Below are 14,548 nucleotides of genomic sequence, written 5' to 3'. Positions count from 1 at the left end.
CTAGTTTCGTGGTGTAAATTTTAAATAATCCAATCATGAAAACATGTATTACACCATTACTCTTATTCCTTTTAACTATTAGTATTACGCTGGGAAGTGTAACAATAATAGCTCAGCCGATTAACGACCATATCGTGGATGCCATAAATCTTGGCGAAGGCCCCATACCCTATTTGGATGCCGCAGTAGACTTTGCATCAGCAACTAATTTAGATGATCAAACTCCCGGTCCTTTATGTGAAGTGGTAGATGCGGGGATCTGGTATACTTTTAAGGCCACGGCCGTTGGTATGGTATCAGCTGAAATTATGAACCCTAATGATCCTATTGTTGTTTTCTTTTCAGGGCCTGAAAACGCAACGAACGCACTGCAGCTTTCTTTTGTAGATCAACCTACAAACATTTGTAATATAAATTCATTGAGTAGTATTCAAACCTCGATTGGAATCAACTATTATCTGTATATACACAATGCAGCTGTATCTGATGCTGATATTAATGTGGGTGATGCATTTGCAGCTCCCGTAAACGATCTCCTTGAAAATGCTACAAATTTGAATGGAATGGTAGATTATTTTGATAATGATGTACATTTTTTAATGGCAACCAACACAAATGACGGAGGGCAATCGGGATGCGATTCGGGCTTGGCCATTTGGTACAAATTCACGGCCCAGTTGGATGGACAGGTAATAGCCGGCGTTGGAACTCCACCCGGAGAAAGTGCAATACTATTCTACTCGGCGGCCGATGAAAATGTAACTTCGGGATCAGAGCTAACTCATGTTGACCAACCCACCAATCCGTGTGCATTCGGTAATTTGTCGTCCATTCAAGCCACCGCAGGTGTCACCTACTATATTTTAGCAGCAACAGCACAACCGTATATCGATGTTTCGGTGAATCTTTCGGCGATTTTAAGTGTTGAAGACAATGTACTCGAAGGATTTACATTTTTTCCCAATCCGGTGACTTCAGAAATTAATCTAAGCGCAAAAGCTGCAATCGATGAAGTGGTAATCTACAACCTATTAGGGCAAACGGTTTTTGCTGAAAACCCCAACACTTCAGCTAAAAATATTGACCTGTCCTTCTTACAAACCGGAATGTATATAATGCAAATTACTTCAGAAGGTGCAACAGCCAGCTATAAGATTTTGAAAAAGTAGTAATACTACAAGTTTAATATTGTTGTAGGAGCCATTCTATCTTAGAATGGCTCCTTTGATTATAATCAATAAAGCTTGATAGAAAAGAATTACCATATATCAACTCACAATTGCCATTCGTCAATTTTGCCTTAATAAAAGAAGGTAGTCCATGTAGTTTTGACCTATAAATCAAATAATAAAAATCATGAAAACATTTACTACAAAAATCTTTTTACTGTTGACAATGACCTTAGTCTCTTCAACAATTTACGCAGCAGACACTATAATTATGCCTCCTGCAAACGACCTTATTGAAAATGCGATTAATTTAAATATTGGTCCTTCTCCTTATTCCGAAAGCAATGTAAATTTCCCGGAGGCTACCAGTATAAATGATCAGACATATTCAGGTAACGGTTGTAGTTTAACGCAGGCCGCTGTTTGGTATAAATTTACTGCTACAAAGGCTGGAAATGTGGCAGCCGGAATTTTGAATCCTAATGGAGCCGTAGTTGTATTTTTCTCCGGCCCCGAAAACGCCACCAATGGAAATAATTTGGTCTTTGTAAACCAAAATAACAACATTTGCGACTATAGTGCGCTAGGCAATATTGATACTACCGCAGGAACCACCTATTACATCTATATGCGTAATGTTGTAGTTTCTGATGTTTCAATTAATGCTTCAGCTGCCTTTCAAGCTCCAGCCAATGATTTAATTGAAAATGCCACTAACTTGAATGGTTTGGAGGATTATTTTGACGACAATGTTCACTTTTTAGTGGCAACCAATGATGGAGATTCAGGGCAATCGGGTTGCGACACAGATCCTGTAAGAGCGGTCTGGTATAAATTTACTGCGGCTATTGACGGACAGGTAGTAGCCGGGATAGATGTTGCGCCAGCCGGCGGCGGTGTGGTTTTCTATACTGCAGCAGATGAGAATGCCACATCGGGCGGCGATCTTACCTGGGTAGATCAACCTAATAACCCTTGTGGCCCGAACAATCTTGCATCAATAAATGCCGTAGCCGGTACTACATATTATTTATTGGCTGGAAAGATAGGAGCTTTTGCTAATGGATATGCAGACGTTTCCATTAATTTATCCGGCATTTTAGGAATTGAAGACAACGTTATTGATGGCTTCAGCTTTTATCCCAACCCTGTTACTTCAGAAATAAATTTAAGCGCAACTACAACAATAGACGAAGTTGTAATCTACAATCTCTTAGGACAAAAGGTTTTTGCAGAAAAGCCCAATTCGACCAGAAAAACTATAGATATGGTGTCTTTACAAACCGGATTATATGTGATGCATGTTTCTTCGGAAGGAAGGTCTGCAAGCTATAAAATTGTAAAAAAATAATAAACTTGGAATTACTATTGTAATCTATGAGGAGAAAGCTGTTCAATCTATTTGTTGGGCAGCTTTTTAATACATAAAATCCCCTAATAAATTGAAACCAATTTGAAACCGTCTCCCTCTATTATGTCATTACAATCTAACTCTGAAGTATCGGATGAATTGGCGCATTTAAAACTGAAAACATTGCGATCTCAAATGAATCCGCATTTTATTTTTAACGCCTTAAACGCCATTCAGTTTTTTATTACTTCAGAAAATAAAAAATCGGCCGTAATCTATTTATCGGTTTTCAGTAAACTTATTCGTCATTATTTGAATAACATTGAAAATGACACCGTGCATCTCACAGACGAATTCGCAATGCTTCAGGAATACTTAAAGCTTCAGAAGTTGCGATATTCCCATCAGTTTGAATACCATTTGGAGTACGAAGAAGATTTAAAAACCATCGAAGCTGTTATTCCCTCCTTTATTCTTCAGTCACTTTTCGAAAACATTATAGAACATGCCATTTATAACCAGTATCAAAATTACAAAGTAGTGACCGTTTTCTCAAAACAGAGAGAAGCTGTAGAAGTAAAAATTCGGTTTTCATACAATTGTCTTCCCAATTCACCTCGAAAGTACATCCCCGATTACAGAGAACAAATGGTGAGATGGCAGGATCAAATTAGATTATTGAATAAGCTTAAAAGTTATAAAATTAAAAAAAAGGTTACTTTTAGTAAGAGTTCTGCCATAAGTGGTGGAACCATCGTATTAATTCTTCCTAACCTATCATAGCCAATGAGGTATAGGCTACAACTATTGCTACTATTAAGTCTGCTTTTAAGCGGATTTGCCTCATTACTTAATGCTCAAACAACAGTTTCAGAAACTGAAGTTTTCGTACCGTTTAAAGTGTATAAATCGGAAGGGGATAGTCTTTCCGTAGCGGCGATAATTTCAAGACCCGAGCTATTTATCACCTCAAATATTAACTCCGGGAAAACCAATACCAACAATACTTATTGGGTGCGAGCCGATTTAAATCCGGTTTTAAACCATCTAAAAAGTGACAGTGTTTGGTACTTGCAAACCGGTTCATTTTACGACATTACCTATTATTTTCAAGGGAAAAATTCAATTGAATTTAAGGAATACGGCCCTGTAAACACCAAGGAAAAATACAGTTTTTACACCCCTAAAGACGGGGTTTATTTTAAAGCCGAAAATCTTATAAACGAAAGGTATTTATTTTTCAAAATTCGATTCTATTCGTCCAACCAGAATTTCAATAACCTAAAGCTGAAGCTTAGAACAGAAGCGTCAAAAAAAATTGAAAGCAATTATTATCGTTGGAAAGATGTGGTTGAAGCATCCCGCGACTATCTGTTTGTAGGTGCTTTTTTTATAATTTTCATATTTACCTTTATCACCTATTTTGTTTCTAAACGATTAGATTTCCTATTTTATTCAATTTATACATTGTGTTTGTTGCTCTACCTGGGAAGGAGCGCCTATAACACGGTTGTATTTCTCACATACGACTACACTGTATTTTCATTGTGGCTTCATTCAAGCCTGCAGGTGTTTATAAATCTCTTTTATGTTGCCTTTGCAAAGTACTATCTGGAAACCTTCAAAATGTATCCAAAGCTCAACAAGGCCATTCACGGGATTGCCATCTTCCTGCTAATTGTAATTCTGGTTAATTCCTATTTTACCATCACATTACAGTTAGACCCGCACACGCTGGTGATGAATATTCATAGATTGGTAATGTCTGTTTTTGCAGTTTGCGCTGTAATCTATCTTGTAATTTATGCTAAAAATTCGCTAGCTTATTTTATCATTATTGGATCGTTAACCTTTACTGCCGGTGCTTTGGCTATGTTATTTACAGAAGACAGACACTATATGATGGTGGGAAGCGTGGTAGAAGTATTGCTTTTCGGACTTGGTTTAAATTACAAACTGCGAAAGGACAACAAAGAAAAAATACAACTGAAGCAGACGGCGCACGACAATCAGATTAGTGCTTTACGCGCACAAATGAATCCGCATTTTATTTTTAACTCCTTGAGTTCTATTCAGCATTTAATTATTTCGGGGAAAAAGGAATCTTCTATCAAGTATTTGAACAAATTCAGTCTCTTAATGCGGAATCTGCTGGAAAGCTCAATTGAAGCAAATGTTGTTTTATCGGAAGAAATTTCACTTCTGGAAAAATACTTGGAACTGGAGGCGCTTCGCTTTAATAATTCGTTTCAATATGAAATTACGGTTGACGCTTCGGTAGATCCTGAAGCTGTGGAAGTGCCTTCATTAATAGTGCAACCCTTTGTTGAAAATGCCATTCTGCATGGACTGTTGAAAAAAACGGGAAATGACAAACATCTGCGAATCCATTTCAACAGAAAAAATAATCACATCATTTGTGAAGTTGAGGACAATGGTATTGGAAGAAGTGTTTCTGAAACCAAAAAATCTGATATGAAAAAGTCCAAAAAATCGAGAGGAATTGAAGTCACCGAAAAACGCTTGCAACTTATTAGTAATTCCGAAAAAGACACCATTGAGATTATCGATAAAACCAACGAGAAAGGCGAACCTACCGGTACGCTGGTAATCATTAAAATTTCTATTTAATACCAAAACCAAGCATGAAATTGAAAGCAATTATTGTGGACGACGAGAACCACAGCCGCGAGACTTTAAAAAATCTATTAACCGAATTTTGCCCTGACGTAGAAGTATTGGTTGCAGTAAGTTCGGTAGAAGAAGCCATTACTTCCATCTCCGGTCTAAAACCGGATGTTGTTTTTCTGGATATCGAATTGCAAACCGGAACCGGATTCGATATTCTGGATAGACTCGAAAATATAGACTTTCAGGTTGTGTTTACTACGGCCTTCGAACAGTACGCCATCAAAGCAGTAAAGTTTAGTTCGTTGGATTATTTATTGAAACCCATCGACCTGGAAGAATTACAGAAAGCGGTGGAAAAAGCAAAAAAGGCCAAAGACAAAGACTCATACAACCAACAGTTGGAAACGCTTATCTTTAATTTAAAGCAGCAGCAACCACATCTCAACAAAATATGTCTTTCCACCTCCGAAGGCTTTGAGTTTTTAAACGTGGACGACATTTTGTATTGCAAAGCAGAAGGTTCCTATACCACTTTTAAGCTTAAAAATAACGTCTCGCATCTGGTAAGCAAGCATTTAAAGGAATACGAAAATCTCTTAACCGATCAGAGTTTTATGCGAGTGCACAACGGCTATCTCATTAATCTTAAAGAAGTTAAAAAATATATCAAGTCGGATGGAGGTTATATCCTTATGAACAACGACGATACCGTAAGTATTTCAAGAAATAAAAAGGATGATTTTTTTGAAGCCATGCAACAAATATCAAAATAAATAAACGTTCTTTAGGGGAATAAATCCAAACAAGAATTAAGTAAATAATTTGGTTTAACCCTACTTCTATGTATCCCCATCCCTATGAGCCAAGAGATTGAAAAGTTGCACCATGTTTGGGAACATTCTCAAAAAACCGCAGGTAAAAACACTGCTCTGCCACAGATAAATTTTGAAAAAATAATTGGCTCTTTAATTAGCACCGGACCATTTTATTACTACGTGATCGATTTTTACGACATGTCGCTCTCCAACGTGAGTGGGGCAATAGAAGAAATACACGGATTCAATCCCAAAACCGTCACTTTTAATGATATACTTGGCACCATTCACCCGGAAGATATGGACTTTGTGGCCAAGGCTGAAGCCGCCAATATTAAGTTCCTTTTTGGAACATTAGGAATTGACAAGGTATTGCAATATAAATCTTGTTTCTCTTTTCGTAGTAAAATGAAAAATGGAGAATATGCCCTGTTAAATCATCAGGCACTAATTTTAACACTGGACGAGCATGGAGGTTTTGGGAAATCCTTAAATATTCATACCAGAATTGATCATTTGTCCAAAACCAATACCCATCAATTGTCATTAATAGGACTTCAAGGGCACTCTTCCTTCATGAATATTGATGTACTTGAAGACAAGAGAAATCCGATTGAATTTTCCAAAAGAGAATTAGACGTTTTAAGACTAATAGCAGAAGGCAATACCAATAACGAAATTGCCACTCAACTTTTTATAAGTCCGCTAACAGTCAAAAAGCACCGAACCAATATTTTAAACAAATCCAAATGCAAAAATACTTCTCAATTAATCAAGGAAAGTATTCTCATGGGGTTGATATAAACTTCACGTAAATAATACCCCTTTATAGGTATTGTTTAGGCTGCGAAATATCACTTTATTTGGTACACATCCAACTTTAATTGTGCTATCAAGACTTGACAATTAGAATCACAGATGAAAAAAGTTATTTTATATCTAAGATCAAGAAGACAAAAAATTAATCTATGGCTGATTTTTATAGTGGCTATGTGTTGCTTTTGCACTATGACCCTAACAGCCCAAAGCATTGAACAGCTCGTTGGGCATTGGCAATTACAAAAAGTAGGTCTCAAAAAAACCATCGTTCAAAATTCTGAGAACGAAAGGGAAGCTCTCCTCGATATTTTTAAAACGGGCTTTTATAATCAACTCACAGAGGAACAAAAATTAACTGTAGAAGATTTAGAGTTTACCAATTCTGAAGCAGAAAAACTCCTTGACTACTATTTTCAAACGACAATTGAGTTTAAAACCACCGGGGCTTTTTATAATACTTCGCAAAATCCGGTCAAATCTCTTTCCGGTGAATATCTACTAGACAAAAAAAAGCTACATCTGGAATGGGAAACAGCAGAAAAAAAAAGTTTTAAAATAGCAAAAAACTCCAATTCTGAGCTTATTCTAAAAGACACCAAACTGAAGATTACTTATTACTATTTAAAAATTAATCCAATAAAAATACCATGAAACAAATTCATTTTATCCTCCTATTTATAGCCTCTTTTGGAATGAATCCCAATGTATATTCCCAACAGTTTAGCTTGGAGCAAACCAAAGAAATCCTCACCAGTTATAATTGGAAAATGTCCAGCTATACATCAGAAGATGGAGAGAAAAATTATTTAGCAGACAACAATACCGCGATAATTTATTTCAGTAAAAATGGAGCGATGACTATTTTTCGCAATGCGGACGATTCTCCTTTGGAACCTTTGGATTATAGTATAACAAACAATCAAATATACTATGGACAACTGGTGGAGGATGCTAAATTGAATTACACTTTAGAACAAAACGAATCGGGCTATATCTTGAGCATAACGAATGATGATCTTGGAAATGAAACCGTTTTTATGTACGATTCGGTGAATCCGGCAATCAGCGCTTTTGCACTTCCAACCAACCGATCCGTAATTATTGGAGCCGGCCGTGAATCGTATGACGGTACTCCGGCAGATGCGCCGACTATTATTTCAAAAATCAACAGCCTGCTTAAACAAGCTATTGGGAACATTGGATTTTGGAAAGATGGAGGTCAAAAATTTATCATTGAGGACAATTATTTTACAGTTGGCGAGATGGGTACAAAACTCGTGGAAACTGCCAAAGATGGAAATGATGATCCAAATACGTTTAGCTATGAATTTAATCCCGAAAATATAAAAGATGTAACCATAAAATATTTACCTAATGATTCACCTGTGGGAATACTTAAATTAGAATTCTATGGAAATAATGACGTTTATCGACAAATCATAAGGAAGAAGAAAGATCCATTTCCTTTTTATAGCAGTCTGGTTTTAGTATCCTATCTCAAAATCGATCAGACGAATTTTAGTCGGTTAAAAGAGTTGTTTCTTCAGTTAAAAGAATTGTATAGCACCAAAGAAAATCAGCGATTATCACTCTTACAAATCTTTACCGAAGAGGATAAGGAATTTTGGATTTCGGGAGATGGAATTTCGCAGACTTATTCGCTGAACGAAGCTCAATTTACAGGTTGTACTATGCGATTTCATTACGACCTAAAGACTATAAGTACTTCAGGCGACTCAAAAGGGTCTTTTATTACCGAGATTCCACTTAAAGATATTGAAAATATTACGTTGGACAAAGGTAAAAGCAGGCCCAATACAATTTTGCTGCATGCCGGAAAAAACGGGTTTCGAACTTTTAAGATAGATGATGATAGCGACTATGTTCCAGACACAGCTGTTTCTCATCTACCCATATTTATTGATGTTTCTACTTCGAAAAAATTAGAACGGGTATTAGAACTGATAAAAACACACTGTAAGGAGTGTGGTGGCCCAAAATTGAAACTAAAATAGACTTATGAAAATGTATCCTATTTTAATCGCAATCTTACTCTGCGTAACTAGTTGGGCACAAGAAGCAGATGTGACAAACTCTGATGCTTACAAATTCATCCAGAATTACTATTCCACATTTGCAACCGGCTATGATTTAGATGACCGCTACGTTATAATTTCAGAGAATTACAAAGCCATTTTTTCTGATACTACCTTCACACTTACATTCGATACTATCGATAAAAATAGAGACCTTCAGAAACAAATTGTATCCATTGACCTAAAAGATGTTATAAGCATAGAACCTAATGGCCTGGACGTGGTGGAAATCATGGATTATGAAACGTATGCAATTCCAGTTTGTTGGAAATTAGCGTTTATCACAGCCAATGAAACTTATGTCATTAATATTTATTACGAAGTGGATGAGGACGTGGAACAAACCGAAATTTATAAAGCCTTTGAAAATCTCATAAAAATTAAACAATAGCAGTCCTAAATTTAATAATCATGAATAAAGCAATCACGATCTGTCTTTTTTTTGTAATAGCAATTACATTAACTAGTTTGACTAAAAACCATGAACAATTAGATGAATTTCCGCCAATCCAAAAATTTTTAGATAAAATAAAGCAACAAGAGTTGGAGGGCGAAGATCCAATGAAAATTTCTCAAAAATTGGAAGGAAATACCTTTACATATATAACCGACTGGTACGATATAGTTTCTAAAGATTTTTACGAAAACATCGATTGGAATCAATTTAGTCGTGTAAGGGAGGAAACTATGACCGATAATATTATTAAATGTGAATTTTATTTTTACCGAAACATGCAACTGTCTAGTTATAATAATAGTAATGAAAAAACATTGGATGAAAAAACAAATTATTTCACCTGTTATATTCTAGAGAGCGATTGGGAGGCATTTATAAAAGTGATTGAGGATTGGGAGGAAGCACAAGATTAAGTTATTATAAGAATTATAATAGGTAAAAAAACTAACGTATATAATAAATACTCATGAAAAGCGTACTCAGAATCAGTTTAGTTATTGTAATCTCACTTACATCGATGAGTTTGACAAAAAGCAATCCTCAGGCCAACGAATTTCCTCCAATACAGAAGTTTCTGGATAAATTTACAAAAGTCACGTACGGGGGTGACCCTATGACGATTTCACAAGAGATTGCCGGCAACACCTTTATTTACAAAACAGACTGGCAAGGCATCCAAACCGAAGAGACCTATTCGGAAATTAATTGGAATCGTTTTGAACTGTACACAAAAATTATTGACGATGAGTATGTATCCTGTGAGTTCAGATTTTCAAAAGACATAAATTACAATTATATCGATGATGAATTCATAGAAGAAAGTAAAGAAGTGAATTCATTTACCTGCTTTATTCTATTAAAAGATGAAGAAGAATTTTTGGAAGCTATTAGGGATTGGAAGAATACAGGACACTAAATTTGCAATGATTATGAAAAAATTACTTTTAGCATTCCTTTTTCCGGTGATGAGTTTTGCACAGGGGATTAACTTTGAAGATGCAACTTTTCCACAATTGCTGGCAAAGGCAAAAACCGAAAATAAGATTATTTTCATTCACGCCTACACCCTTTGGAACAGCTCCTCCAAGTATATGAAAGATAAAGTTTTCCCCGACGCCAATGTGGGTGCTTATTTCAACTCAAATTTTATAAACGCCAGATTTAACATGGAGGAAGGTGAAGGTATAATGCTTGTCAAAGACTATAACATTACCGATTATCCTACGATCTTATTTATTGATGGAAACGGGAAACTAGTGCTTAAAACCCTTGGTTTCCAATCACAAGGCGAATTGATTGCCTTAGGTAAATCGGTTGCTAAGCCAATTGATTTCTCCGCTCTTGACAATATGGATCTTGGTTCGTTCTCTTTTGTTTATACAGAAGAAGAATTATCAAAACGAATCGAAGAGTTTGATTCGGGAAATAGAGATCCTAAGTTTTTATATAAATTGACTGAATATGCGCTGAACCGGAATCACAAAAATGCGAAAATGTATGCCAGAGCATTTTATAAGGTTGAGAAAAATTTGTTGACATACGACAATGCCACTTTAATGCTTCAAACTATGGATAGTCCCGAATCTGAAGAATTTACTTTTTTACAGAGGAATGAAGCTGAAGTAAGCAAAATTCATAACCATATCGATGTAACAAACAAATTAGATAAAGTTGTAAGCGAATTTGCACTAATAGGAATCGACGAGAATGAATCTATTACCAATCGAGTAAACAAAATTGAAAGTACAATTGCGAAATACAGACCAAATAAGGCAATTGAACTGTCTTCCTTTTATGGTTTAGCCTATGCAGAGCAAGAGAAGGATTTCAAGTTATATGAAAAATATGCCCTTATTTATTTTGAGATTACTTATAAAAATTCAAGGCATAACCTCTTAAATAAAGTAGCTTGGGGATTCTACGAAAATATAACAAACGAAGCCTCATTAGAAAAAGCGCTAAAATGGGCATTACAGTCGGTGGATGTATCGAGTAATTCCTATAATAACGATACGGTGGCGCATTTGTATTATAAACTTGGCGATACAAATAATGCTAGAATTTATGCAGAAATTGCTATTAAACTAGGAAAAGAAAATGGTGCCGACACTTCAATAACAGAAGCGTTACTAGCAAAATTAAACTAAGACTATGAAGATTAAAAATCGATTTACTAATTACTATCTATACCTATTGTTATTTTTTTCGAGCACATCTTTATTAGCTCAAAATCAATCTACAATTATAGATAATGCATACCCTCAAGGCGTGAGCAAAGAAATCTATTATGGGATGCCATTAAGTGAATTTGAACAAAACATTGAAGGGGCCGAGCTTGTTGAGGAAAATTCTTTTAGAATAGTTTTTATCCAAAAACTTACTACAAAAGAAATTCAAAAAATTGTTTATTATTTCGATTTAGATGGAGAGAAGCCATTATATGAGATAATTATTACATATTCAAACCTACAACAACCGGTCAATATAGCACACTCTCTTTTTGGGGAACCAAATTTTGATCAAACAGAATGGAGGGTTCACACTAATGAACATAAAATTTGGAGCTGGGTATTTAAAGAAAAACTCGTAATTGTAGCAAACATTCCTGACACAGAATGGAGTTCTAAATGGAATAATTAATAATCTTTTATACTGTATTTTAAAAAATAGCGAACTCCGGTGAACGAAAAAAAATTCTCAAAAGAAGAACAAAAATTCTGGCAACGGTATTTTCGAATCGAAAAACTCGAAGATATCCCTCAAGAATGGTCTATACTTGGCGGTTATGGGTTTGGTGATGATCAGACAGATGAATATATTTACTTTGTTAGTTTAAGAGTACCCATTCTTCGAGAAATTATTCTAAAAGAATCCTATGTTACAGACGAAGGGGTAAAACACATGAGTGTTTTCGAAGAGTTAAAATTGCTCTATTTGCGAAAACACAAAGCAATCACTAAAAAAAGCATTCCGTATTTCAATGAGATGAAATCTTTGGAAAGTTTGAATATTACTAAAACAAATATTACGCTAACTGATTTACATGAGCTTTTGGACAATCAAAATCTTAGAGAAGTTTTTATAGATTCAGAAGAAAATGAAGAAAATATCCTTGAAAAAGCATTTGCCTTAAAAGAACGTATGCCAAATTGCAACATCTATTTAGACACTTGTTTTACGACCGAAAACAATGGAGACCCAATCGATCCTATTTTCTAACGATTAAACAATGTTTTCAGAATTTATTGTACTTATTAAATATGTGTAATTATGAATAAAACTATCTTTCTTATCCTTATTAGTTTCCTCTTTTCGTCCAACAGCCTCTTTAGTCAGTCCCATAATCTTAATAGTATTATGTCGCAATGTAGGTACGCTAAAAAACCGGCAAATTTTAATTATGAAGGCGCCACACCCTGTCCTGCCTGTGCCGATTTAGACAAGAAAGACAAAGAAGCAAAAAAAGCTGAAGACAAACGGCGTCTAACCGAAAATAAAGCAAATCAACTGGCCGCTAAGGAAGCACTCGCTGTTTCAGAAGCCAACCGACTTAAAAAGGAAGAAGCTGAAGCAAGAGATGCCCGTGTAGCTGCATTAGTAAAAGAAAAAGAAATTAAAGACAAAACAGTTGTAGCGCAAGCCAAAGGAGGAACCTCCGAACTTTTAAATGTATTGGTTGAAGGAGACAGAGGTGATCAAAAGATAGTTCGGTTTACGGTACCTTCAGGAGTGTCATTTATGGAGGTAATCTTACAGGAAGGTGGCGTGGGTTCTAAAAACAGTGCCGATCTTTTTGTGCGACGTACAATAAACCCAACGGTCTCATTTAAGCAATACTCACATTACACATGGGAAGCTGATTGTGCAAGTACCAATTTAAATCGAGCGCAAGAATTATGCACATTTACAAATCCGCAATCGGGTGAATGGGTAGTTTTGGTCGGTTGCATTGATAATTGCAATTATTTTAGTTCGAATCTGGTTGTTAAAATAACCCAATAATCAAAACCAATAGTATTTAAAATATGAAACAACTCCTACCCTTCTCAATATATTTCATTTCTGTATTTACAGCTTTCTCACAAGCTGTGGATTACGAAAAGTTGGATTCTATTACGTCCAATATCAGCCTGATGCAACAATCTGCTAATAATTTCGGGTTTGTTGAAAACGACAAAATATACAGTCTTGGTTTTCCTGAGGATAACTTCCACCTGTATATCCACAACTTATTGGCAACGCACGCCGTATATAAAACCAACAACGGTAAAGAGCTGTTATTTCTAACTGAAAAGATCGATATCACCAAGGCAAATCACATTGTGTATGGGAATTTAACTCCGGACTTATTATATATACATCTTTATTTTCCGGATGACCTCATAAAAACAAAGGTGTTTGAAAATGGAGAAATTGTAGATTTTTTACACCTTAAATATATTGAGTTTTATAAATCGGTTGAAAATAATATAAGTGCAGTGTCCAACATCACTGCCTTATACGGGCTATTACAAAAAGCATCAGGAAAAATTACTGAAGAAGTATTGTCGCAGGAACGAAAAGATTGGGACCAACTTACACTAGCTGCCTATCAGGAAAAATATCCCAATTGGATCCAAATAATAGAAGGAAAGCCAAAAAAGGTAAAGGCAGAAGTTGTTGCTTCAAATCCGGGCAATGTTGAGAATTTTATGGATTTTATGTATTTTAAAGAGTACCGCTTAGGACTCACCGAAGACGAAGTAAAGAAAACCTACCCGGCATTTAAGAGAGTATATAAAACTAAAAATGAAACGGATGAGACCTTCGATTATTCCATTGCGAGAAAGGATAATGTATATCAGGGAGATTTAATTGGATTCTACATAAAAAACAACAGAACAATTGGATATTATGCAACAATCTTTGGCGTTTTCGACAGAATCGTCTATACCGATGAAAGCGCTTTGGCTAAGGTGAACGAGATAAAAAGTGATTTAATTGCCAAACTGGGGTTTGAGCCTACCGAAAAAATAACCGAAACGCCTACCGCTGGTTATATTTCGAATACGATGACAACCTATGTTTGGGAAAAAAATGATAAAATGATTGCGCTTTACTATTCGAAATTAGTAAATGCGGCCGGAGGTGACTATTTCTATTTCATGATAAGCTCAATAGATCAAAATCTGGCGCGTTAGCAAGTAGCCTAAAAATGGTTGATAACTAAG

General features: G+C 35.6%; 16 protein-coding genes. All 16 read left to right on the top strand.

Annotated features, from left to right (window positions below; all coding sequences use genetic code 11):
* The first annotated feature begins 35 nt into the window (after positions 1 to 35).
* On the top strand, positions 36 to 1,169 hold the full coding sequence (locus ATE92_RS10250; protein WP_100803619.1) for a T9SS type A sorting domain-containing protein: 1,134 nt from the start codon (positions 36 to 38) through the stop codon (positions 1,167 to 1,169).
* Between the two features lie 187 nt (positions 1,170 to 1,356).
* Positions 1,357 to 2,520, top strand: a complete 1,164-nt coding sequence (locus ATE92_RS10245; protein ID WP_100803618.1) for a T9SS type A sorting domain-containing protein — start codon at positions 1,357 to 1,359, stop codon at positions 2,518 to 2,520.
* A gap of 123 nt (positions 2,521 to 2,643) precedes the next feature.
* Entirely contained in the window at positions 2,644 to 3,303 is a 660-nt protein-coding gene (locus tag ATE92_RS10240) for a histidine kinase (RefSeq protein ID WP_100803617.1), read from the top strand.
* Positions 3,304 to 3,306: 3 nt separating this feature from the next.
* On the top strand, positions 3,307 to 5,151 hold the full coding sequence (locus tag ATE92_RS10235; RefSeq protein WP_100803616.1) for a sensor histidine kinase: 1,845 nt from the start codon (positions 3,307 to 3,309) through the stop codon (positions 5,149 to 5,151).
* Between the two features lie 14 nt (positions 5,152 to 5,165).
* Positions 5,166 to 5,924 carry a LytTR family DNA-binding domain-containing protein gene (locus ATE92_RS10230; protein ID WP_100803615.1) on the top strand — a complete coding sequence of 253 codons (759 nt, stop codon included), beginning with the start codon at positions 5,166 to 5,168 and terminating at the stop codon, positions 5,922 to 5,924.
* Positions 5,925 to 6,008: 84 nt separating this feature from the next.
* Positions 6,009 to 6,770, top strand: a complete 762-nt coding sequence (locus tag ATE92_RS14245) for a LuxR C-terminal-related transcriptional regulator (protein ID WP_100803614.1) — start codon at positions 6,009 to 6,011, stop codon at positions 6,768 to 6,770.
* Between the two features lie 114 nt (positions 6,771 to 6,884).
* Entirely contained in the window at positions 6,885 to 7,436 is a 552-nt protein-coding gene (locus tag ATE92_RS10220; protein WP_157809615.1) for a hypothetical protein, read from the top strand.
* Positions 7,433 to 8,800 (top strand): hypothetical protein, encoded by a 1,368-nt coding sequence (locus tag ATE92_RS10215; protein WP_100803612.1) that lies wholly within the window; start codon positions 7,433 to 7,435, stop codon positions 8,798 to 8,800. The genes ATE92_RS10220 and ATE92_RS10215 overlap by 4 nt, the downstream gene beginning before the upstream one ends.
* Before the next feature lie 4 nt (positions 8,801 to 8,804).
* Complete coding sequence (locus ATE92_RS10210; protein ID WP_100803611.1) at positions 8,805 to 9,272, top strand: hypothetical protein; 468 nt, start codon at positions 8,805 to 8,807, stop codon at positions 9,270 to 9,272.
* Positions 9,273 to 9,292: 20 nt separating this feature from the next.
* Entirely contained in the window at positions 9,293 to 9,751 is a 459-nt protein-coding gene (locus ATE92_RS10205) for a hypothetical protein (RefSeq protein ID WP_100803610.1), read from the top strand.
* Between the two features lie 53 nt (positions 9,752 to 9,804).
* A complete protein-coding gene (locus ATE92_RS10200) occupies positions 9,805 to 10,254 on the top strand; it encodes a hypothetical protein (protein ID WP_157809614.1) in 450 nt (149 codons plus the stop codon).
* Positions 10,255 to 10,267: 13 nt separating this feature from the next.
* Positions 10,268 to 11,485: a thioredoxin family protein gene (locus ATE92_RS10195; protein WP_157809613.1), complete on the top strand. Its 1,218-nt coding sequence runs from the start codon at positions 10,268 to 10,270 to the stop codon at positions 11,483 to 11,485.
* Between the two features lie 4 nt (positions 11,486 to 11,489).
* Positions 11,490 to 11,978 (top strand): hypothetical protein, encoded by a 489-nt coding sequence (locus ATE92_RS10190; RefSeq protein ID WP_100803607.1) that lies wholly within the window; start codon positions 11,490 to 11,492, stop codon positions 11,976 to 11,978.
* A gap of 39 nt (positions 11,979 to 12,017) precedes the next feature.
* A complete protein-coding gene (locus ATE92_RS10185; protein ID WP_100803606.1) occupies positions 12,018 to 12,557 on the top strand; it encodes a hypothetical protein in 540 nt (179 codons plus the stop codon).
* Between the two features lie 51 nt (positions 12,558 to 12,608).
* Positions 12,609 to 13,340: a PPC domain-containing protein gene (locus ATE92_RS10180; RefSeq protein ID WP_157809612.1), complete on the top strand. Its 732-nt coding sequence runs from the start codon at positions 12,609 to 12,611 to the stop codon at positions 13,338 to 13,340.
* 23 nt (positions 13,341 to 13,363) lie between these two features.
* Positions 13,364 to 14,518 carry a hypothetical protein gene (locus ATE92_RS10175; RefSeq protein WP_100803604.1) on the top strand — a complete coding sequence of 385 codons (1,155 nt, stop codon included), beginning with the start codon at positions 13,364 to 13,366 and terminating at the stop codon, positions 14,516 to 14,518.
* The last annotated feature ends 30 nt before the right edge of the window (positions 14,519 to 14,548 follow it).

The sequence above is a fragment of the Ulvibacter sp. MAR_2010_11 genome (assembly GCF_002813135.1).
Lineage (GTDB): Bacteria > Bacteroidota > Bacteroidia > Flavobacteriales > Flavobacteriaceae > Altibacter.
Note: the sequence above shows the minus strand (reverse complement) of the source record. Positions and strands in the feature narration are given on the sequence as shown.